This window comes from Comamonas flocculans (assembly GCF_007954405.1).
GTDB classification, from domain to species: domain Bacteria; phylum Pseudomonadota; class Gammaproteobacteria; order Burkholderiales; family Burkholderiaceae_C; genus Comamonas_C; species Comamonas_C flocculans.
In genome coordinates this window covers 1,253,788-1,274,800 of record NZ_CP042344.1, presented here as the reverse complement: position 1 = coordinate 1,274,800, position 21,013 = coordinate 1,253,788, and the positions used below count along the sequence as shown (strand labels likewise).

Annotated in this window: 19 protein-coding genes; 7 read left to right on the top strand and 12 right to left on the bottom strand. The window is 70.7% G+C overall.

The window, feature by feature from the left end:
• Positions 1–5: 5 nt before the first annotated feature.
• Complete coding sequence (locus tag FOZ74_RS06210) at positions 6–941, top strand: NAD(P)-dependent oxidoreductase (RefSeq protein WP_146912250.1); 936 nt, start codon at positions 6–8, stop codon at positions 939–941.
• Positions 942–987: 46 nt separating this feature from the next.
• Here the strand turns inward: FOZ74_RS06210 and FOZ74_RS06205 are convergent, their stop codons facing one another.
• From FOZ74_RS06205 to FOZ74_RS06195, 3 genes are all read right to left on the bottom strand, one after another.
• Complete coding sequence (locus FOZ74_RS06205) at positions 988–1,698, bottom strand: BON domain-containing protein (RefSeq protein ID WP_146912249.1); 711 nt, start codon at positions 1,696–1,698, stop codon at positions 988–990.
• A gap of 194 nt (positions 1,699–1,892) precedes the next feature.
• Positions 1,893–3,005 carry a phospholipase A gene (locus FOZ74_RS06200; RefSeq protein ID WP_255437842.1) on the bottom strand — a complete coding sequence of 371 codons (1,113 nt, stop codon included), beginning with the start codon at positions 3,003–3,005 and terminating at the stop codon, positions 1,893–1,895.
• 56 nt (positions 3,006–3,061) lie between these two features.
• Positions 3,062–5,107, bottom strand: coding sequence for an ATP-dependent helicase (locus FOZ74_RS06195; protein ID WP_146912248.1), 2,046 nt, complete (start codon positions 5,105–5,107; stop codon positions 3,062–3,064).
• 55 nt (positions 5,108–5,162) lie between these two features.
• On the opposite strand from FOZ74_RS06195, the gene FOZ74_RS06190 reads away from it, so the two are divergent.
• On the top strand, positions 5,163–6,113 hold the full coding sequence (locus tag FOZ74_RS06190) for an AEC family transporter (protein WP_146912247.1): 951 nt from the start codon (positions 5,163–5,165) through the stop codon (positions 6,111–6,113).
• 31 nt (positions 6,114–6,144) lie between these two features.
• Here FOZ74_RS06190 and priA read toward each other — a convergent pair whose 3' ends face one another.
• The 7 genes from priA to FOZ74_RS06160 all read right to left on the bottom strand — a co-directional run bounded on the left by priA (position 6,145) and on the right by FOZ74_RS06160 (position 14,717).
• Positions 6,145–8,268: a replication restart helicase PriA gene (gene priA, locus FOZ74_RS06185; protein WP_146912246.1), complete on the bottom strand. Its 2,124-nt coding sequence runs from the start codon at positions 8,266–8,268 to the stop codon at positions 6,145–6,147.
• Positions 8,269–8,568: 300 nt separating this feature from the next.
• A complete protein-coding gene (hemE, locus tag FOZ74_RS06180) occupies positions 8,569–9,672 on the bottom strand; it encodes a uroporphyrinogen decarboxylase (RefSeq protein WP_146912245.1) in 1,104 nt (367 codons plus the stop codon).
• 47 nt (positions 9,673–9,719) lie between these two features.
• Positions 9,720–11,375: a copper resistance CopC/CopD family protein gene (locus FOZ74_RS06175; protein WP_146912244.1), complete on the bottom strand. Its 1,656-nt coding sequence runs from the start codon at positions 11,373–11,375 to the stop codon at positions 9,720–9,722.
• Positions 11,372–11,917: a YcnI family copper-binding membrane protein gene (locus FOZ74_RS06170; protein WP_146912243.1), complete on the bottom strand. Its 546-nt coding sequence runs from the start codon at positions 11,915–11,917 to the stop codon at positions 11,372–11,374. Before FOZ74_RS06170 ends, FOZ74_RS06175 begins: the two co-directional genes overlap by 4 nt.
• Before the next feature lie 30 nt (positions 11,918–11,947).
• Positions 11,948–13,201, bottom strand: a complete 1,254-nt coding sequence (locus tag FOZ74_RS16130; RefSeq protein ID WP_349291080.1) for a TonB-dependent receptor family protein — start codon at positions 13,199–13,201, stop codon at positions 11,948–11,950.
• Positions 13,202–13,372: 171 nt separating this feature from the next.
• Positions 13,373–14,077, bottom strand: coding sequence for a TonB-dependent receptor plug domain-containing protein (locus FOZ74_RS16125; RefSeq protein ID WP_222434187.1), 705 nt, complete (start codon positions 14,075–14,077; stop codon positions 13,373–13,375).
• A gap of 244 nt (positions 14,078–14,321) precedes the next feature.
• On the bottom strand, positions 14,322–14,717 hold the full coding sequence (locus FOZ74_RS06160; protein WP_146912242.1) for a hypothetical protein: 396 nt from the start codon (positions 14,715–14,717) through the stop codon (positions 14,322–14,324).
• A gap of 115 nt (positions 14,718–14,832) precedes the next feature.
• Between FOZ74_RS06160 and FOZ74_RS06155 the strand changes: the two genes are divergently transcribed.
• Positions 14,833–15,504: a transglutaminase domain-containing protein gene (locus tag FOZ74_RS06155; RefSeq protein WP_146912241.1), complete on the top strand. Its 672-nt coding sequence runs from the start codon at positions 14,833–14,835 to the stop codon at positions 15,502–15,504.
• A 99-nt stretch (positions 15,505–15,603) separates the two neighbouring features.
• Entirely contained in the window at positions 15,604–15,861 is a 258-nt protein-coding gene (locus FOZ74_RS06150) for an acyl-CoA-binding protein (RefSeq protein ID WP_146912240.1), read from the top strand.
• Here FOZ74_RS06150 and FOZ74_RS06145 read toward each other — a convergent pair.
• Positions 15,839–16,954, bottom strand: coding sequence for an aminopeptidase (locus tag FOZ74_RS06145; RefSeq protein ID WP_146912239.1), 1,116 nt, complete (start codon positions 16,952–16,954; stop codon positions 15,839–15,841). The two genes, FOZ74_RS06150 and FOZ74_RS06145, sit on opposite strands and share 23 nt — an antisense overlap.
• A gap of 32 nt (positions 16,955–16,986) precedes the next feature.
• Between FOZ74_RS06145 and FOZ74_RS06140 the strand changes: the two genes are divergently transcribed.
• Complete coding sequence (locus tag FOZ74_RS06140; protein WP_146912238.1) at positions 16,987–17,631, top strand: DNA-3-methyladenine glycosylase I; 645 nt, start codon at positions 16,987–16,989, stop codon at positions 17,629–17,631.
• Positions 17,632–17,645: 14 nt separating this feature from the next.
• Here FOZ74_RS06140 and FOZ74_RS16040 read toward each other — a convergent pair whose 3' ends face one another.
• Positions 17,646–17,816 carry a hypothetical protein gene (locus tag FOZ74_RS16040; RefSeq protein ID WP_186764665.1) on the bottom strand — a complete coding sequence of 57 codons (171 nt, stop codon included), beginning with the start codon at positions 17,814–17,816 and terminating at the stop codon, positions 17,646–17,648.
• Between the two features lie 134 nt (positions 17,817–17,950).
• Between FOZ74_RS16040 and FOZ74_RS06135 the strand changes: the two genes are divergently transcribed.
• Complete coding sequence (locus FOZ74_RS06135) at positions 17,951–18,283, top strand: DUF1840 domain-containing protein (protein ID WP_146912237.1); 333 nt, start codon at positions 17,951–17,953, stop codon at positions 18,281–18,283.
• A 278-nt stretch (positions 18,284–18,561) separates the two neighbouring features.
• Positions 18,562–21,000, top strand: coding sequence for an adenosylcobalamin-dependent ribonucleoside-diphosphate reductase (locus FOZ74_RS06130; RefSeq protein WP_146912236.1), 2,439 nt, complete (start codon positions 18,562–18,564; stop codon positions 20,998–21,000).
• Positions 21,001–21,013 lie beyond the last annotated feature (13 nt).

The window sequence follows — 21,013 nt, the reverse complement described above, 5'->3', positions numbered from 1 at the left end:
CGTCAATGACGGGCAGCATAGAGTCGCGCACATACGCGCAAGTGGCACCGCGCAGGCTGGCATTTCTGGGGCTGGGCGTCATGGGCTACCCCATGGCGGGGCATTTGCTCAAGGCGGGCCATGCGGTTGCCGTCTATAACCGAACCGCTTCCAAAGCGATAGCTTGGTGCGCAGAATACACGGGCGCTGGAGCCGTAAAGCATGCTCAAACCCCGCGCGAGGCCGCCGAGGGTGCCGAGCTGGTGTTCTGCTGCGTGGGCAACGACGACGACCTGCGCTCGGTGGTGCTGGGGGGCGATGGCGCCTTTGCCGGCATGCAGGCCGGCGCAATCTTCGTGGACCACACCACCGCATCGGCCGCGGTGGCGCGCGAGCTGCACGGGGGCGCGCTGGAGCTGGGCCTGCAGTTCGTCGACGCGCCGGTCTCGGGCGGCCAGGCCGGTGCGCAAAAGGGCGTGCTCACGGTGATGTGCGGCGGCGACCAGGCCGCGTTCGACGCGATGCAGCCGATTGCCATGGCCTACGCGCGCGCCTGCACCCGCATCGGCGCCAGCGGTGCGGGGCAGCTTGCCAAGATGGTCAACCAGACCTGCATTGCCGGCATGGTGCAAGGCCTGTCCGAGGCGATTGCCTTCGGCCTGCGCGCGGGCCTGGACATGCCGCTGGTGCTGGACGTGATAGGCAAGGGCGCGGCCCAGAGCTGGCAGATGGACAACCGCGGCAAGACCATGGTGCAAGGCGAATTCGACTTTGGCTTTGCCGTGGACTGGATGCGCAAGGACCTGGGGCTGGTGCTCGACGAGGCGCGCCGCAACGGCGCGCTGCTGCCCGTGACTGCGCTGGTGGACCAGTTCTATGCCGATGTGCAGCAGCGCGGCGGCCAGCGCTGGGATACCTCCAGCCTGATCACGCGCCTGCAGCCCGAGCCCAAGGCCGGCTGAGCGCCGCGGTGCCGCCGGCGGCGCTTGCCCCGGGCCGCGCTGGCCTTCAGTTTTCCGTGCGGATGTTCGTCGCCGGAATCGGCGTGATTGTCACGCCGCCGCTCTCGGCCGGGCTCGTGACGGGCGCGGGCGCGGCAGCAGGGCTGGCGGCGGGCGCGGCTGCCGACCCGGGGACGATCTCGAAGACGCGCACTACCTTGCGCACGCCGTCGATGCTGCGCGTGGCTTCGGTGAGCTGGGCGGCCTGGTACTGGGTCACATGCCCCATCAGGAAGACCTCGCCGCGCTCGGTCACGACCTTGAAGGCGTTGGTGGCCACGAGGTCGTTCAGGTCGATGAGCTTGGCGCGCACCTTGCCGGTGATGTAGGTGTCGTTGGAGCGCTCGGAGAGTGAGGAGTTGGGCATGATGCCCAGCGCATTGACCACCGATTTGACGTTGGCTACCTCGCGCACGATGTTCTGCACGCGCTGCTTGTCCGCTTCGGTGGGCACCTCGCCGGTGATCAGGACCTGGCGGCTGTAGCTGGTGATATTCACGTGCACCCTGTCGCCCAGCGTGTCGCGGATCTGGCTGGAGGCGCGCAGCTCTATGCCTTCGTCTTCCAGTTGGGTGCCGGTGGTGCGCGGGTCGGTGGCCACCATGGCGCCGACGGCGGCGCCGGTGCCAACCACCAGCGGCACGCAGGCGCTCAATGCGCTGGCCAGGCCGGCGCCGACCAGCACGATGCGAAGCAGGGAAGAAAAACGTAGCGTCATGGCAAGGGGCGGTGGTGTGGGGAGGGCGGCGGGCGGTGGATGTCGAAAGTGGACAATCATAGCCACGCGCCGCCCCCGCGGTGTAGCAAACCGTTCCCGCCGCCTCGTCTTCCAGGCTGTCTGCGCTCCGGCTTGCCTTGCCCTGCCGCCGCTGTCCGGCGCCTCCTACGGTTTCAGCCGGAAGGCAGGCCGCATCAGAAGTCCAGCAGGCTCAGGCCCACGCTGAACACCGTGCGCCTGCGGTTGTAGTCCAGCAGGCTGTCGCCATAGCCCGAGAACAGCGCGGTGTGCAGCCGCAGGTTGGAGCTGTCGCCGATGCGGTGCATCCATTCAAGGCGCAGCGAGCCGCGGGCCTGCGCCCGCAGACTGTGGCGGGCGGCAAGCGACAAGGTGTCGTTGGCGCCCAGGTTCCAGCCCAGGTTGAGTTCGGCGCGACCCACGTAGTCGCTGATGTGCGGATTGTCGTCGTTGGCGCTGGCTTCGTGCAGGCGCTGCCAGAGGCGGGCGGTGAGCCACCAGTCCTGGCCGCGCTCCAGCCCCGCCATGAGGTAGACGCGGTTCCAGCTGCGCGACAGCGGCAGGCTCTGGCCGTTGGACTGGTGCACCAGCCCGATGCCGCCGAAGCGCCAGCGCCAGCCCCAGGGCAGTTCGGCGCTGACGGGGTGGATGTAGATGAGCTCGGGCTCGTGGTCGGTATTGCGAAACGGCCGCGAGATGGCGGGGGAAAACAGCTGCCAGTAGGACTGCTGCGTGTAGCCGAACCAGAGCGAATCGAGCGCGCGCTCGCGCCCCTGGGTGAGCAGGCCCTGGGCCAGCTTGGTGCGTACCGACAGCTGAACGCGCATCTCGGTGCGCCGGTAGGGTACGGCGCTGTCGGCGTTGTTCAGCGGGTTGTCCGAGCCTGGCTGCTGGTTCACCGTGTCGGCGGTGACGACGGAGACGCTCAGGGGCCGGTAGCCGCGAAAGCGCAGCGTGCCGCAGTCGCTGCCGCGCTCGAGCTCCCAGAAGCGCGACAGCGTGGTGTAGGAGGCGCTGCGGCAGCCGTCGCCCAGGCCTTGGTCTTCGGGCAGATCCGGCAGGGCGGGAGCATCGGGCGGCTGCTCTGGCCCGCTGGCCATGCCCAGCGCCGGTTCGGGCGCCGGCGGCTGCGTTGCGGCCCCTGCGGCACTCGGCTGGCGGGCGGCCCAGCGGTCGTAGCAGGCCAGGCGCTCCCCGCCGCCCGGCAGCGCCGCGCAGGCCTGCCAGCCGGAATCCGGCCCGCCGCCCGAGGCGCCGGCGGGCGCCGCCGCGGCCAGAGGGCCGAGCATCGCCACGGCAAGGGTGCAGGCGCGAAACATGGCGGGCAGGCCGTGCGCGAGCGGATTCACGGCAGCGCGGCGCCCGCCGCCTTGCGCGCGAATTCGGCGCGCAGCTGGCGCAGCTTCTCGCGCGGGTCCTCGCGCTGCGTGGCACTATCCAGCTGCATTTCGGCAATGAAGCGGCTGGGCTGGCAGGCGACCATCTCGCGGCCCTTCTTGCGCCTGCGCGTCCAGCTCACCACCAGGGTGCGCCGGGCGCGGGTGATGCCCACGTACATCAGCCGGCGCTCTTCTTCCAGGCGCGTGTGCAGCGTCTCGGGCGCGCCGCCGTCCTCGAGGCGAAACGGCAGCATGCCTTCGGTGACCCCGACCAGCACCACGTGCGGCCACTCCAGCCCCTTGGCCGCATGCAGCGTGGACAGCGTCACCATGTCCTGTTCCTGCTCGCGCTCGGAGATGGTGGACAGCAGCGCGATGTTGCGCGCCACGTCCAGCAGGCTGCGCTCCTGCGCCGTCGCACCGGCCGCGACCGCGTCGGCGATCTGCCCGCCCGCGCGCTGGGCCATCCAGTCGCAGAACTCCAGCACGTTGCTCCAGCGCGCAGCGGCCACCTTGTCGCTGTCTTCGGCGTCGTGCAGGTAGCGCTCGTAGCCGATCTCGGAGAGCCATTCGGCGAGAAAGCCGCGCGCCGCCTCGGCGCCCAGGGTGTGGCGCGCACGGTATTCCTGCTCGTTGACCGCGCGGCCGAACTCCGCCAGGCCGTCGCGCGCCTTCTGCGGCAGGGCGGCGGCCAGCGCCGGGCTGAACAGGCTCTCGAACAGGCTCACCTTGCGCTGGCTGGCGAACTCGCCCAGGCGCGCCAGCGTGGTGTGTCCCAGGCCGCGGCGCGGCGTGGTGATGGCGCGCACGAAGGCGGGGTCGTCGTCGTTGTTGCTCCACAGGCGAAACCAGGCGCAGAGGTCGCGGATCTCGGCGCGGTCGAAGAAGCTGGTGCCGCCCGAGACCTTGTAGGGAATGCCCGCCCGGCGCAGCGCCTTTTCCAGCGGCTTGGCCTGGTGGTTGGCGCGGTAGAGCACGGCGAAGTCCTTCCACGCCGGCGGCGGATTGCTTGCCGCGTGCAGCGTCTGGATGCGCGCGACGACGCGCTCGGCCTCATGCTCTTCGTGGTCGCATTCCTGCACGCGCACCGGCTCGCCCTCGCCCAGTTCGGAAAACAGGGTCTTGGGAAAAAGCTTGGGGTTCGGGGCGATCACGTGGTTGGCCGCGCGCAGGATGGCCGAGGTGGAGCGGTAGTTCTGCTCGAGCTTGACCACCTTGAGCGCGGGGAAGTCCCGGGGCAGGCGCTTGAGGTTTTCCAGCGTTGCGCCGCGCCAGCCGTAGATGCTCTGGTCGTCGTCGCCTACCGCGGTAAAGCGTGCCTGCTCGCCGACCAGCAGCTTGAGCAGTTCGTACTGGGTGGCATTGGTGTCCTGGTATTCGTCGACCAGCACGTGGCCGAGCTGGCGCTGCCACTTTTCGCGCACCCCGGCGTGTTCGCGCAGCAGGCGCAGGGGCAGCCCGATCAGGTCGTCGAAGTCCACGCTCTGGTAGGCCGCCAGGCGCTCTTCGTAGCGCTGCATCAGCACGGCCGTCTGCCTTGCCTGCTCGTCCTGGGCCTGCGCCAGCGCCTGGCGCGCATCCAGCCCGGCGTTCTTGAGCGCGCTGATCGCCCATTGCCATTGGCGCGCGGTGGCCAGATCCGTGGCGGCGCCCGCGCAGTCCTTCAGGATGGAGGCCACGTCGCCCGTGTCGAGAATGCTGAAATTGGGCTTGAGGCCCAGCGCCTGCCCGTCCTCGCGCAGCAGGCGCACGCCCAGCGCGTGAAAGGTGCAGATCAGCACCTGGCGCGCGTGCCTGCCCGCCAGGCCGGCGGTGCGCTCGCGCATCTCGGCCGCGGCCTTGTTGGTGAAGGTGATCGCGGCGATGCGCTGCGGCGCCAGGCCGCTGTCGATGAGGTGGGCGATCTTGTGCGTGATGACGCGCGTCTTGCCCGAGCCCGCGCCGGCCAACACCAGGCAGGGGTGGTCGGTGACATGCACCGCCTGGAGCTGGGCGAGATTGAGTGCGGACATGCTGGGCGAAAAACCGCCAATCATACGAGTGCGGCGACTGCGACAATCGCCCACCGTGTTCGCCGTCCTTGCCGTCACCTTCCCGTTCTTCGCGCTCGTGCTCTGCGGCTGGCTCGCGGCGCGCCTGCGCGTGGTGCCGCTCTCGGCCATCGCCGGGCTCAACACCTTCGTGCTGTATTTCGCGCTGCCCTGCCTGCTCTATCGTTTTGGAGCGGGCACGCCGCTGGCGCAGCTGCTGGACCCTGTGGCGGCGGGTGTGTATTTCGGCGTCGCGCTGGTGCTGGTGGCGGCCACGGTGGCGCTGACGCGCCGGCGCTGGGGCTGGAGCGACGCTTCGTTCGCCGCGCTGGTGACGGCCTTTCCGAACTCCGGTTTCATGGGCGTGCCGCTGCTGGTGGCGCTGGTCGGGCCGCACAGCGCGGGCCCGGTGATCCTGACGATCGCGGTCGACATGTGCCTGACCTCCTCGCTGTGCGTGGCCTTGTCGCGCCTGGGCGTGGGCGGCATGCAGGGCATGGCGGCGGCGCTGCGTCAGGCGCTGCGCGGCGTGGCGGCCAATCCGCTGCCGATTTCGATAGCGCTGGGCGCCATGGCCTCGGCCTGGGGCTGGCGCTTGTGGGCGCCACTGGAGCGCAGCGTGGCCATGTTGGCCGATGCCGCCTCGCCGGTGGCGCTGTTCACCATCGGGGCGGTGCTGGCGCGCTCGCAGCTGGACCGCCACGAGGCGGTGGCGCCACGCGAATACCTGCCGCTGGCGCTGGTCAAGCTGCTGGTGCATCCGGCGCTGGTCTGGGCCGGCGGCTGGCTGGCGATGCGTCTGGGCCTGGCGCTGGCGCCCGCGACCCTGGTCGTGCTGGTGCTGGTGGCGGCCCTGCCCAGCGCGAGCAACGTGGCCATGCTGGTGGAGCGCTTTGGTGCGCACACCGGGCGGGTGGCGCACATCATCCTGGTGAGCACCGCGCTGGCCTTCCTGAGCTTTTCGGCGCTCGTGGCCTGGCTGGTCTGACCGGGCCCTGAAGCCGGGCGCCGGCCCCGGCTCAGATGGCCTGCGGGTCCACGTCCACCAGCCAGCGCACCAGGCCCTTGTGGTGCGCGCGTTCGGCGTGCAGCAGCGGCTGCCAGGCCGTCAGAAAGTGCTGCAGCGCGCGGCGGTTGCCGCTTTCCAGCAGCATCTGCGCGCGCTCCACGTTGGCCACGCGCTGCACCGCCAGCGGCACCGGCGGGTAGAGGAAGACCTGCGCCAGCCCCGGCAGCTGCGCCGCGCGGGCGGCCTCCACCGCGGCCTGCAGGAAAGCCTGGGCGGCCTCCTGCGTGCGTGCGTCGGCGCGCAGCAGCGCCTGGTGGGACCAGGGCGGCATGGCGGCGGCTTCGCGTTCGGCCAATTGGCGCGCGGCAAAGGCGGGGTAGTCGTGCTCGCGCAGCGCGGCGAACAGCGGGTGTTCGGGGTGCCAGGTCTGCACCCACAGTTCCGGGGCGCTGCCGTGGGCGGCCATGTAGCCGGCGTCGCGCCCGGCGCGCCCGCCGGCCTGCATCAAGAGGGCGAAGAGGCGCTCGGGTGCGCGGAAGTCGCTGGAAAAGAGCGCACTGTCCGGCTGCACCGCGGCCACCAGGGTGATGCGCCGGAAGTCGTGTCCCTTGGCCACCATCTGCGTGCCCACCAGCACGTCGATGTCGCCCGCATGCACCTGGGCCAGCTGCGCTTGCAGGGCGCCCCTGGCGCGGGTGGTGTCGGCATCGATGCGTGCCACGCGCGCGGCGCGCCGCTCGGGCGTGATGACGTTGCGCAGCAGCTGTGCCAGCTGCTCTTGCAGCTGCTCGGTGCCGCGGCCCACGGGCAGGATGTCGGGATTGCCGCAGTCGGGGCAGGCGCGCGGCACGCCGCTGGCCAGACCGCAGTGGTGGCAGCGCAGGCTGCGGTCCGTCTTGTGAAAGACGCGCGTGGCCGAGCACTGCGGGCAGTCGCTCTTCCAGCCGCAGGCATGGCAGTGCAGCACCGGGGCGTAGCCGCGGCGGTTGAGCAGCACCAGGCATTGCTCGCCACGTTCCACCCGTTCGGTGATGGCGGCGAGCAGCGCCGGGGCGAACACCGCCTTGCGCGGCTGCTGCCCCATGTCCACCAGGCGCAGGCGCGGCAGGCAGGCGGCGCCGATGCGGCTGGGCATGCACAGGCGCCGGTAGCGGGCTATGGCCGGCTCGCTGGCGTGCCAGCTCTCCAGCGACGGCGTGGCGCTGCCCAGGATGAGCTTGGCGCCCGCATCGCGCGCGCGCCAGACCGCCAGATCGCGGGCCGAGTAGCGCGCGCCTTCCTGCTGCTTGTAGCTGGCGTCGTGCTCCTCGTCCACGACGATCAGGGCCAGGCGCGGCAGGCTGGCGAAGATGGCCATGCGCGTGCCCAGCACGATGCGCGCGCTGCCAGTGTGCGCGGCCAGCCAGCTCCCGAGGCGCTGCGGATGCGTCATGCCGCTGTGCAGACTGACGATGGCCGCCTGACCGTACAGGGGCGCAAAGCGCGCGCGAAAGCGCGCCTCCAGCTGCGGCGTGAGGTTGATCTCGGGCACCAGCACCAGCACCTGGTTTTCGCCGTCGGCAGCCAGGGCTGCAGCCACCGCCTGCAGATAGACCTCGGTCTTGCCGCTGCCGGTGCTGCCGAACAGCAGGAAGGGGCCGGTTTGGGCATCAATTTCGGCTGTAACGCTTTCCTGCTCTGCGCTAAGCGCTATGGAAACAAGATTACCCTCATCCGCTTGCGCGCAAGCACGGATGCCTGCGACACGGGCATCGGGCTTGCGCCGCAGGCGCCGTGCCAGTTGCTCGGCGCTGAGCCCACGCAGCGATGGAGGCAAGGCCATCAGCGCGATCTCGCCCAGGTTGCGCTGGTAGTAGCCGGCGGCAAAGCCCACCAGTCGGCGCCAGCCGTCGTCGAGCGGCGCCAACCCCTGCAGTACGGCGGTGATGGCGCGCAGACGGGAGGGCTCGGCCTGCGGCGCGTCTTCGCTGCGCGGGTCCCAAACCACCCCGAGTACCTCGCGCGTGCCCAGCGGCACGCGCACCAGCGTGCCGGCGGGCAGCGGCTCGGTGTGGGTGTAGGTCAGGGTGGCGGCGACGCCGCTGTGGGCGGGCGTCTGCACCACGACCTGCAGCGGGACGAGGAAGGTGGACAAAGCGCTCTGCTGCTATTGAGTTACGACTTCAAAAAGGCCTGCAAGTGCTTGAATTGCGTGGCCTTTTCCGACTATCCACGGCCGCTGTGGATAACTTTGTGGGTATCTTGCGGCCAACCGCCGCCATGGCGCATGTTTGCTGGGTCCAGCGGTTTTGCATGGAAAACAGGCAGTTTGGAAAAGTCTTTCAAATCAGGCACTTAGCTTGCACAGCCGAATCCGGTCCGGCGGACTGCCCAGTGCAGGCCGCTACGCTTTTTTTGTGCATAAGTCCTTCCCCGGCGTCTGTCAAGACTCGGGTTAACCCAGGGGTTTGCGCAGCGTTTTGCCGTATTCGTGCACCGTGTCCACCAGCGTGCTCACATGCTCGGGCGGGGTGTGCTGGCTGATACCGTGGCCCAGGTTGAAGATCTGGCTGGGGCCGCTGCCTTCGGCGGGCACGGGGCCAAAGCTGTCCAGTACCGCGCGCACCTGGCCGGCGATGGCCTCGGGCGGGGCGAACAGCACGTTGGGGTCGATGTTGCCCTGCAGGGCCTTGACGTCGCCCACCAGCGCGCGGGCACGAGCCAGGTTCACCGTCCAGTCCAGGCCCAGCACCTCGCAGTCCAGCGCGCGCATGTCATCAAGCCACAGGCCGCCGCCCTTGGTGAAGACGATGCGCGGCACCGGCGCGCCGTCCGCTCCGGTGCGCTGCAGCAGCGCGAGCACTCTTTGCGTATAGGCCAGGCTGAAGGCCTGGAAGGCCCCATCGGCCAGCACGCCGCCCCAGCTGTCGAACACCATCACCGCCTGGGCGCCGGCGTCGATCTGCGCGTTCAGGTAGCCGGCCACCGCCTCGGCATTGACCTGCAGGATGCGGTGCATCAGGTCGGGGCGGGCGTACATCATGGTCTTGATCTGGCGGTAGTCCTGCGAGCCGCGCCCTTCCACCATGTAGCAGGCCAGGGTCCAGGGGCTGCCGGAAAAGCCGATCAGCGGCACGCGGCCATGGAGCGCCTTGCGGATGCTCGTGACGGCGTCGAACACGTAGCGCAGCTTGTCCAGGTCGGGCACGGCCAGGCGCGCCACGTCGGCCTCGTCGCGTATCGCATGGGCAAAACGCGGGCCCTCGCCCTCGGCAAAGCTCAGGCCCAGGCCCATGGCGTCGGGCACCGTGAGGATGTCGGAAAACAGGATGGCCGCGTCCAGCGCGAAGCGCTCCAGGGGCTGCAGGGTGACTTCGGTGGCGTAGTCCACGTTGGTGGCCAGCCCCATGAAGCTGCCTGCCCTGGCGCGCGTGGCGCGGTATTCGGGCAGGTAGCGGCCGGCCTGGCGCATCAGCCACACGGGCGTGGTGTCGGTGGCCTGGCGCCAGCAGGCGCGCAGGAAGCGGTCGTTTTTCAGCGCAGGGAAGGGGGAGGTCATCCGGCGATTGTCGCAGGGCAGGCCAGCCCGCCGGGGCGGGCGGGCGCTCAGCGCTGGATACGAACGCTGCCCTGCAGGCTGAGCTGGGTGAATTCGTCGAGCAGAATGTCCACGCGCACGTCCCAGAGTCCGGCCACCGGGACCAGCACCGCCGGCGCACGCCAGCGACCGTCGGACAGGGGTTGGGCGTCAGCCCGCAGCGAGGCTATGCCCGCCGCGGGGTTGGAGAGCGTGAATTGCACCGCCTGCGCGGCGAGCGCGTCCGAGGCGCCATCGTCGATGGCCGCCGTGATCGAGACCGGCCCGACGCGCGCGGGGCTGAGCCGCAGCTCGGCCATGGCACGCGCGCCATGCAGCCGCAGCACCTGGGGGCTGTCCGCGGCCTGCGCGGCCTGCGCCAGCGCGCGCGGCGGCGGCGTGAAACGCCACAGCCCCACCACCGCGAGCACGGCCAGCACCAGCACCGCCTCCACCGCGATGGAGCGGCGCAGGCGCCGCGCCGCGCCCGTTTGCCCCTGCAGCACCGCGCCCGTCAGCTGCCAGCGGTGCCAGGCGGCCAGCAGCAGCAGCGCCGCCACCAGCGCGAGCTTGAGCGCCAGCACCCGGCCGTAGTCGGTCGTGAGCAGGGCGCCGGGGCGTCCGAGCTGCACCGACGCCAGCAGCACCCCCGCGCCCACCAGCACCACCAGCGGATAGACGATCCAGCGCGAAAAACGGGCCAGTGTGCGCAGGGCGGCGGTGTCGCCCCGGCGCAGCGCCTGCGCCAGCGGCAGCAGCGCGCCCAGCCACAGCGTGGCCGCCACGCCATGCAGCCAGACCGCGGGGCGTGTGGCCCACTGCGGCGGCGCGGTGCTGGCATGGCCGCTGGCTGCCAGCGCCAGCCCGGTGCAGGCCAGCGCCAGCAGGCTCACGGCGCGCGCCGCGCCCCGCCCAGGCAGATGGCGGGTGAGCCCGGCGAGCAGCAGTGCGGCCGCCGCCAGCGCCAGCGTCAGACCGTAGGGGCTGGCGGCGCCGGTCCGCCAGGCCTGCGCGCTCAGGCCCCGGGCCGCGTCCAGGCCCAGCATGTCGGCGCCTTGCAGGCCGGGGGCCAGACAGACGCCGGCCAAGCCGATGAAGAGCGCCACGCCGACGGCAGGCGGTGGGCGGCCGGGGTTCTGTGCACCATCGGCCACCCAGGCGCGAAAGAACACGCCGCCGACGCCGAAGAAAAGCCCCAGATACACCGCGACGCGCGCCAGCCAGATGGCCGCGGCCAGCGTCCTGGGCATGTGCGCTGCGGTTGCGCCTGCCGACGGCGCGACCCCGGGCGTGCCGATCGAAAACGCCAGCACGCCGCTGACCGGATGCCCGTCGGCGGACACCACATGCCAGGCCAGCGCGTGGCTGCCCTGGCCGAGCGCGGGCAACTGCACCGTGAGCGTGGCCCCCTCGGCATGCACGGCAGGGGGCGCGCTGGCGTGGCCGTCGGCGTCGACGAGCTCGATGCGGGTGGGCGTGACGTCTTCATTGAAGAGCAGCGTGGCGTTCGCGGGCGCCTGCGCCAGCACGCTGGCGTTGGCCGGTTCGGCATGCACCAGGGAGGCGTGCGCCAGCGCCCGCCCGCCCGCCAGCAGCAGCGCGAGCACGAGGGCCAGAGCCAGCAGCCGCCGCACCGGGCTGGTCCGCCCGCCGACGCTGCCGCCCGCGGCCGCGGCCACGCTCATTGCCCTTCTCCACCCGTCACTTTCAGCGCGGGCGCGGGCATTTCGGGCCGTGCGGCCTGGCCGTCGGCGGGGATTTCTATCCACCGCTGCACGCCCTGCTCGCAGGTCTGCACCACCGGGAAGTACAGCACCGTGCCCGGCGGCAGCGACGAGGCGATCTGGCTGCTGAAGACGAACTCGTCGTAATAGGCATCGGGCAGCGGCCCGCCGGACCAGGTGAGTGTGCGCACCCCCTCGCTCAGCTGCGCGCCGTGGTAGCGGTAGGCCTGCGCGTATTTGCCGCGTTGGATCTCGATCTGCCAGCCCGGCTTGGGCTGGGGCTTGACCGCGATGACGCCGGCGGGGATCTGCACGCTCACGCGCACCGTGGCCGAACCCTTGCAGCCGTGGGGCAGGCGCAGCACCGCCTTGTAGCCGCTGCCGGCCTGCGCCTGGGGGGTCTGCAGCGTCACGTGCGCCTGCGCGGTGCTGGCGCACAGCAGTGCGCCGGCCAGCAAAGACGGGGCGGCGAGGGCCGCGGTGCGGATGGTGGGAAGGCTCATGGCTGGCTCCTTGCGTGGGTGAGCGGGTGTTCAGAATTCATAACGCATGCCGGCGTGCAGGCTGCGCCCCGTGCCGGGATAAAAGGTATTGACCGGCGCGGCGCGGGCGTCGAGCACCGGCGCGAAGTCGGCCACGTAGCGCCGGTTGGTGAGGTTGCGCAAGTCCACGTAGAACGACAGGCCGTCGCGCAGTGTCGCGCCCAGCTTCAGTCCCAGCAATGCGTAGCCGGGCGTCTTCAGCGTGTTGGCATAGTCCACCCAGGCGCCGCCGGGTACCCAGTCCAGCGTGGGCGTGACGTAGAAGCCGTCGGCGCGCCTGTAGCTGAGTGTGGTGCGCAACAGGTGGCGCGGCAGGCCGGGGATGGCGCCGTTGCCATGCTGCGCGTCACACTGGAAGCGCAAGTCGCTCCAGTTCCAGGTCTGCTGCAGCACCAGCCTGTCGCCGGCGTGGTCCGCAAGCAGGTTGCGCGCCAGCTCCAGCGTGGCGCCCAGCTCCACCCCCTGGTGCAGCGTGCGTCCGGCGTTGAAGGTGGCGGCGGGCACCGCGGGGTTCACGCTGTACTGCAGCAGCTCGCCGCGCACCTGCGAGCGGTAGTAGCTCAGGTCCCAGCGCAGCGGCCCGTGGCTGCCGCGCGTGCCGATCTCGGCCGTCCAGGCGCGCTGCGCGGCCAGCGGCACGAAGCGGCTGGTGGCGCCGAAGGTCTGCGTCAGGTCGGTGAAGTCGGGCACGTCCTGGCTGCGCGTGAGATTGGCGAACACCTGCAGCTGCGGGCGCGGCTGCCACAGCAGGCCGACTCTGGGGTTCAGCCCGCTGTAGATGGCGGCGTCGCCGCTCGGCGCACCGGCGCCCGGCAGGCCGCGGTTGTCGTAGCGCCGTTCGTGGCGCAGCGCCTTCAGCCCTGCCACCAGCGCCAGCTGCGGCGTGAGGAAGGTGCGGTTCTCCAGATAGGCCTCCTGGTTCAGCGCCCGCTGGCGCGAGTCCAGCGTGGGCGCGCCCGCGGCGCCGCCGGCGTTGGCAAAGCGCAGCGCTTCATAGTCGCCGGCGTACAGGCGTGCGCCCAGGGTCACCTCGTTGCGCATGCCACCCGCCTGCCAGGCGCGGGTATAGCGCGGCGCGATGCCCCAGGTGTTGCCCTTGGTGGTCAGCACCTGGAAGATGGGGTGGAACATGTCGGTGTGGATCAGCCAGCTGTCCACGTCCAGGCGCCCGCCGCCCCAGGGCAGGCTGGTGCGGTTGGCCAGGCGCTGCACGCGCATGTCGCGCGCCTGGTCCTGCGCCACCACGCCGGCGCCGGCCTGGCGCGGGTCGGCCAGAGCGTCCCTCAGGCTCAGCGTGCCGGGCAGCCGCTGGCGCGTGTCGTACGCGCCCAGGTAGAAGCGCGTCTCCGCCGCCGCGCCCAGCCGGTAGCCGAGGTTGGCGTTGAATTGCCCGTAGTCGCCGCGTTCGTGCGCGCGCTAGCCGTCGGCGTGGGTGACGGTGGCGTTGAGCAGGAAGTCCAGATCGCCGCGCACGCGCGAGACCTGGCCGCTCACCTGCCCGCTGCCGAAGCTGCCGCCCGAGAGTTGCACGATGTTGGGCGCGAGCGCCGTGCGGGCCGTCGGGGTGATGAAGTTGACCGCGCCGCCGAGGGTGGACGAGCCCAGCCCCAGCGCGTTGCCGCCCTTGTAGATCTCGGTGGCGCGCAGACCCATGGGATCGATCTCGTAGAAGTCGCCGCTGCCATCGGCCAGGTTGGTCGGGATGCCGTCCTGCAGCAGCTCGATGCCGCGCACGTGGTAGGCGCGCGCAATGCCCGAGCCGCGGATCGACAGGCGCAGCTCCTGCCCGTAGCGGCTCTGGGTGAACACGCCGGGCGCATCCTGCAGCACGTCGCGCAGGTTGGCCTGGTAGCGGTCCGCCAGCGTGGCGTTGTCGATGAAACCGACCGAGCCGGCGGTCTGCTCGATGCGCTGGCGCAGCGCACCGGTGCCGGGCGCGGCGGGCGATCCCGGCTCGGCGCCGGTGACCGTCATCACCGGCAGCGTGGGGGCCGCGTCGGGCGCGGGTGTCTGCGCACCGGCGCAGGCGGCGAAGCCGCACAGCGCCGTCGCAAGTGCGGCGACGCCCGGCGCTCGCCGACGGACGGGTGCGGGCCAGGGGGGTATGGGATGCAGGCACATGAAACTCTCCTCGACCGGGCTGGGCGCGGGCACGGTGGTGCGTCCGCCCGGGGCATGAAAACGCGTCGGATGCCACCCGGGCCGCGCTGCGGGCAGAGCCGGGCGGCCGGGGGGCGCATGGCGAAGCGGCCGCTTCGCGGTGCGCGGATTTCGCTTTCGGCGGCAGGAGGCTGCGGGCTTGCGTTGACGTGCTGGCGCACGGTCTTGGGCTTGCGCGCGGCCGCCCGGCCGAATGCAATCCGGCTCAGGTCGAGGTGGGGGGCGGCCCGCGCGGGGCGGCAAGGAGCAGGAAGCGGGTTCCGGGCAGGCACGCCGGATCGGCCTGCGCCCGCCGCAGGGGCTGGGCGGTCTGCACGCCGGGCAGCACCAGCGCGGTCGACGGCAGGGGCGGGCCGTGGTGCGCGCTGCAGCCGGGCAGGCAACACAGGGCATGCGGACAGGTGGACGGGTCGGGTGCAGGGGACTGCGGCGCGCCGTGGCTTTGTGAGCAGACGTCGCCGGCCCAGGGCGGCAGCCCCGACTGCGCCAGCGCCGGCAGCGGCGCGAAGGCCACCGCCACCGCGTACAGCAGCCACAGGCAGGCGCAAAGGGCGGCGAACCATCGCCGCCTGCCTGCGCTGAAATACCCCGTGGCCGTCAATCTGTCTCCCGTCGCCTGCTGGTGCCGGGGCAAGCGCGCTGGCGTGCCGCCGCCCCTTGGGCCGCCATTGTGCGGGAAAACGCCGCCACCGGCATGCTTGCGCTAAGGTGCGCGCATGCAGCACGACGCCCCCCGCCCCGAGCACCTGCGGCCCACCGCCGTGATCGACAGCGACCATCCGGCCGTCGCGGCCTTCGCACGCGAGCATGCGCGCGGCAATGGTGCGCGCGAGCGCGCCGTGGCGCTGTACCTGGCGGTGCGCGACGACTTCCGCTACGACCCCTACCGCATCGACCTCAGCCTGCAGGGCATGCGCGCCAGCACGGTGCTGGCCCGGGGCTATGGCTGGTGCGTGCCCAAGGCGGTGCTGCTGGCGGCGGCGGCGCGCGCCGCGGGTATCGCCGCCCGCCTGGGTTTTGCCGACGTGCGCAACCACCTGAGCACCGAGCGCATGCGCCGCACCATGCAGACCGACGTCTTCTACTGGCACGGCTACACCGAGCTGTGGCTGGACGGCGCCTGGCGCAAGGCCACGCCGGCATTCAACCTCGGGCTGTGCGAGCGCTTCGGCCTGCTGCCGCTGGAGTTCGACGGCGTGCACGATTCGCTCTACCACGCGTTCGACCGCAGCGGCCAGCGCCACATGGAATACGTGCACCAGCGCGGCAGCTTCGACGACCTGCCGCTGGCGGAGTTGCTGGCCGACTTTCGCCGGCATTACCCGGGCTGGGAAGCGCTGGCCCAGGCCGATTTCCAGGCTGAGGTGCAGCGCGAAGCCGGATCATGAAGCAGCGCGCGGCGGTTTTTCGCGCCGATGGCAGGGCCACGACCACGCGCCGCGGACCGTAAGATGCGGCATCCCTTTCACAGCCCTTCAGGAGCGCGCATGTCTGATCTCAACTCCCTGTTCGAGGCCGCCGTGGCCAATTCCAAGATGCTCAGCGAGCGCCCCGACAACGCCACGCTGCTGAAGATCTACGCCCTCTACAAACAGGCCACCGTGGGCGACAACGCCGAGAAAAAGCCCAGCCTGACCGACCTGGTGGCGCGTGCCAAGTGGGATGCCTGGGCCAAGCTCAAGGGCACCGCCGCCGATGCGGCCAAGCAGCAGTACGTCGACCTCATTGCGTCGCTGCGCGACTGAGCGGCAGCAGCGCCTGCAGGCGTGCGTGGCGCTCGGCTCGCGTCAGCTCGGCCAGCTCGGCGACGGCGGCGTGAAAGCGCCGCCAGTCGCGCCCCTGCTCCTGGAACAGCGCGATGAATGCGGGCACGAGGTCGTCGTAGGCGCCTTGCGCGGCGAAGCTGGCGTTGTTGGCTTCGCGCACCCAGCGATCCAGCGCGGCCAGCTGGGCATCGCTGCTGCCTTGGGCTTGCCACTGCGCGCGCAGGCGTGCGTAGTTGGCGGTGAAGTCGGCAAATACTTCTTTTTTCATAGCTTGTAGCGATGGGCTGGCTTGCGCTGGGGCCGAATTTTGCTTGTAAATGTGGGCCAGGCGTTCGCGCGTCTTTCGGGTCAGCTCGCGCCATTGGGCGCGGCGCTGGCCGGCCGCTGCATGGGCCGCGCGCGCCGCGTCGTCGGCATGCTCGGAGAGCCAGAGCCGCGTGCCCAGACGCCCGACCGCGGTGGCATAGGATTCGTTGAACGCGGTGTCGCCCGCGGCATAGACCTTCTGGTGCGCGAGCTCATGCAGCATCAGGCGCACGAAATCGCCCTCAGGCCAGTTCGCCCAGGTGGACAGCAGCGGGTCGCCGCCCAGCCAGTTGCTGTAGCCCAGGGTGGAGTAGGCTGGCACGCCATAGACGCTGGTCTCCAGGCCACTGGCCGCCAGCCGCGCGGCCTCGGCGCGCGCATCCGCTTCATCGAAATAGCCGCGGTAGCCGACGCAGCCGGTGATGGGGAAGCACCAGGTGTACAGACTCAGTGAATAGGGCGGCGCGGCGACCACGTTCCACACCGCGGCACTGCGCTTGAGCTGTGCATAGCGCGTATAGCTGGCATTGTCGGGCAGCGCCAGCGCGCTGCTGGCAAAGCGGCGTACCCGCAGCGCAAGCGCCAGGCGCTCGCGCAGCGGCGGGGGCGTCTGCGCTTCGGCCACCCAGTCGCTGACCGGGCGCGCCGCGTGCAGCAGGGCCCAATGCCCGCGCAGCGACTGCCAGTAGTAGCCGGCGCTGCTGCAGCCCGCGAGCATGGCGCCCGCCAGCACGGCAAGCGCCAGTCGCTGCCAGCGCCGGTTCATGGCTCGGCCCTCCGATCGCGCACAATCGCGCCATGGGGCAAACGCAAGACGAGACCGGCCTGGCGCAAGGACCCGATGGCCTGCACCGCTGCGCCTGGTGCGCGGCCACGCCGGCCTATCGGCACTACCACGACGAGGAATGGGGCTACCCCGTGGCCGACGAGCGGCGGTTGTTTGAAAAACTCTGCCTCGAAGGTTTTCAGGCGGGCTTGAGCTGGCTCACCATTCTGAACAAGCGCGCGGCGTTTCGCGCTGCCATGGCCGATTTCGAGGCGCCGGCGCTGGCGCGTTTCGGCGCGGCCGAGGTGCGCCAGCTGCTGGCCAACCCGGCCATCGTGCGCCACCGCGGCAAGATCGAGTCGGCGATCAACAACGCGCGCCAGCTGCTGGTGCTGCAGCGCGAATTCGGCAGCTTCGCGCACTATGTCTGGTCCTATGCGCCGCTGGCCGAAGAAGGCCGGCCGGCGCGCATCAGCGTCGCGGCACTGCGCGCCATGACGACTTCGCCCGCCTCGCACGCGCTTTCGCGCGATCTGAAAAGGCGCGGCTTCAGCTTCGTCGGTCCCACCACGCTGTATGCCTTCATGCAGGCCATGGGGCTGGTCAACGACCACGCGCCGGGCTGCGCGGTGCATGCCCGGGTGGCCGCTGCGCGCGCGGCCTTCGTGCGCCCCTGAGCGGCCAGCCCTCTTCAGCCCCCCGCGTGGGTGCGCTTGCCGGGGTTTTTCTTGTAGTGGGTGTGGACGCCGCGCTCCAGGCTGCGGCGCTGCCCGCCGCCATTGCGCACCAGCGGCATGCCGGGCATCGGGGTGGGAGGCGGCGTGCGCTTGCGGTCGGCTTCGGTGACGATTTTCTTGCCCATGGTGAAGTGCTCTTGCGTTGATTGGAAAAAGAACCCTCTATTATGGCAAGGCAGGCTGCGCCCTCGTGCGCGAGGGCCGGATTTGGCGTCTGCCGGTGCAGCGGCTAAGCTGGGGCTTTTTCCGGGTCACCGCCATGCTGTACAAATTCAAGTCGCGCGCCACCTCCGACCTCATCATGCTCGAGCCCGTGGGCCGGCGGGTGCTGGAGATCATCGGCAAATCGCCCGATGCGCCCCAGGGCATCATCACCGCCGAGCAGATTCCCGCGGCCATTGCGGCGCTGCAAAAGGCCGTGCAGGAGGAAGAAAGCGGCCAGGTGGCCCCTCCCGCTGCTGCCGAGGCTGGCGCCGATCCGGCGCAGGAAGCGCAGGAGCCCAGCGAGCGCGTCTGGCTGCGCCAGCGCGTGGCGCCTTTCATCGAGATGCTGCAGACCAGCGCCGCCCATGGCCGCGAAGTGGTCTGGTAGGGCGTGCTTTTCCTGGCCTGCAGGCGCGCACGGGCGCCGGCTGCCGACCCGGGGCCAGGAAGGAATTGGCAACAACGGCTGACCCGCCCGGTGTCAAAATCACCCCTTGTCGCGCGGCTCGGTGCAGCGCGGCCCTACCAGTTTCTGTCTTGCCGGGTGTGCAGGACGCCTGTCCGGGTGCGCCGCGCCCGCCCGCGGGGTATCGCGCCCGGCGGCTGGCGCGCGTCTTGACGGCAGTTTGACGCACCCGGTCTGCCTTTTTGTGGAGCCCCTTCGCCATGCAACGTGAAACCACCGACCTCGCCCCCAGCCTGGACGTGCAGCCCATCAGCCTGGATGTCCTGCAGGAAAAATATTTCAAGAATGGCGAGCAGACGGTGCACGAGCTTTATGCGCGCGTGGCGCGGGCGCTGGCCTCGGTCGAGGCGCCCGAGCAGCGCGCCCACTGGGAGGCGCGCTTTCACGAGAACCTGCAGGCGGGCGCGATCGGCGCGGGCCGCATCATGAGCGCCGCCGGCACCGAGATCCAGGCGACGCTGATCAACTGCTTCGTGCAGCCGGTGGGCGACTGCATCCAGGGCGTCGATGACGAGGGCTTCCCGGGCATCTACGAGGCGCTGCGCGAGGCGGCCGAGACCATGCGCCGCGGCGGCGGCGTGGGCTACGACTTTTCGCGCATCCGCCCGCGCGGCGCCGAGGTCAAGGGCACGCACTCCATGGCCTCGGGCCCGTGCAGCTACATCAACGTGTTCGACCAGTCCTGCTCGACGGTGGAGAGCGCCGGCGCGCGCCGCGGTGCGCAGATGGGCGTGCTGCGCATCGACCACCCGGACGTGCTCGACTTCATCACCGCCAAGCGCACGCCGGGGCGCTGGAACAACTTCAACGTCTCGGTCGGCGTGCCCGATGCCTTCATGCAGGCGGTGGAGCAGGACGGCAACTGGGATCTCGTGCACAAGGCCAGGCCCGGCGCCGAGGTACTGCGCCAGGGCGGGCGCCAGCGCGCCGACGGGCTGTGGATCTACAAAACGGTGCGCGCGCGGGAGCTCTGGGACACCATCATGCAGTCGGCCTACGACTTTGCCGAGCCGGGCATCCTGTTTCTGGACCACATCAACACGGACAACAACTTGGGCTACACCGAGCGCATCAACGCCACCAATCCGTGTGGCGAGCAGCCCCTGCCGTCCTACGGCTGCTGCGACCTCGGGCCCATCATCCTCACGCGCTTCGTGCGTCATCCCTTCGGTTTTTCGGGCGAGGCGGCGTTCGACTTCGCGCGTTTTGCGGAGGTCGTGGCCACGCAGGTGCGGGCGCTGGACAACGTGCTGGACGTGACCTACTGGCCGCTGGAACAGCAGCGGGCCGAGGCCGCGGCCAAGCGGCGCATCGGCGTGGGCTTTACCGGCATGGGCAACACCCTGGCGATGCTCGGGCTGCGCTACGACCGCCAGGAGGGGCGTGACATGGCGGTGCGCATCGCCCAATGCCTGCGCGACAGCGCCTACCGCGCCTCGATAGCGCTGGCGCGCGAAAAGGGCGCCTTCCCCAAGTTCGACGCCGACGGTTACCTGCGCGCCGGCAGCTTTGCCAGCCGCCTGCCCGAGGACATCCAGGCGCAGATCCGCGAGCACGGCATCCGCAACAGCCACCTGCTGTCGATCGCGCCCACGGGCACGGTGAGCCTGGCCTTTGCCGACAACGCCTCCAATGGCATAGAGCCGCCGTTCTCCTGGACCTATACGCGCAAGAAGCGCGAGGGTGACGGCAGCATGAGCGAGTACGTCGTCGAGGACTACGCCTGGCGCCTGTACCGTACGCTGGGCGGCGATGTGCAGCAGCTGCCCGACTACTTCGTCAACGCGCTGCAGATGTCGGCTTCGGACCACGTGGCCATGATGGAGGCGGTGCAGCCCTACATCGACACCGCGATCTCCAAGACCGTCAACATTCCGGCCGACTACCCCTACGACGATTTCAAGGGCTTGTACCTGCAGGCCTGGCATTCGCGCCTCAAGGGCCTGGCCACCTACCGGCCCAACAGCATCCTCGGCGCGGTGCTGGAAGTTCCGGTGCCGAAAAAGGCCCAGGCGCCGGCGCCGGCCGCGGCGCCCGAGCCGCAGGCGCCCGTCGATCCGATGCGCGCCATGATCGAGAGCCGCCCCAAGGGCGGCCTGCCGGCGGTGGCCGAGAAGGTGGAGTACTGGACGCAGGAAGGGCACAAGACGCTTTACCTCATCGTCTCCTTCCTGCCGGTCAAGGACGGGCATGGCGGGCTGGTGGATCGCGCCATCGAGTTCTTCATGCCCGTGGGCCAGAGCAACGAGTCGCAGCAATGGATCACCTCCAGCATGCGCCTGCTGTCGCTGGCCGCGCGTGGGGGCTTTCTGGAGCGGGCGCTGTCGGACATGCGCAAGGTCGCCTGGGACCGCGGCCCGGTGCGCCTGGGCCACTACGCCAAGGCCGACGGCACGCTGGTGCCGCTGTGGCACGACTCGGAGGTGGCGGCGCTGGCCTACGCCATCCAGAACATCCTCGCACGCCGCGCCGACGCGCCCCTGCAGCAGGAGCTGCCTCTGGAAGAACCCGAAGCCCCGCGCGGCCTGCCGCCCGCGATGGCCGGCAAGAAGTGCTGGGAATGCGGCGCGCACGCGGTGATACGCAAGGACGGCTGCGACTACTGCACCCAGTGCGGCGCGCTGGGCAGCTGCGGCTGAGCGGCGCCCCTGA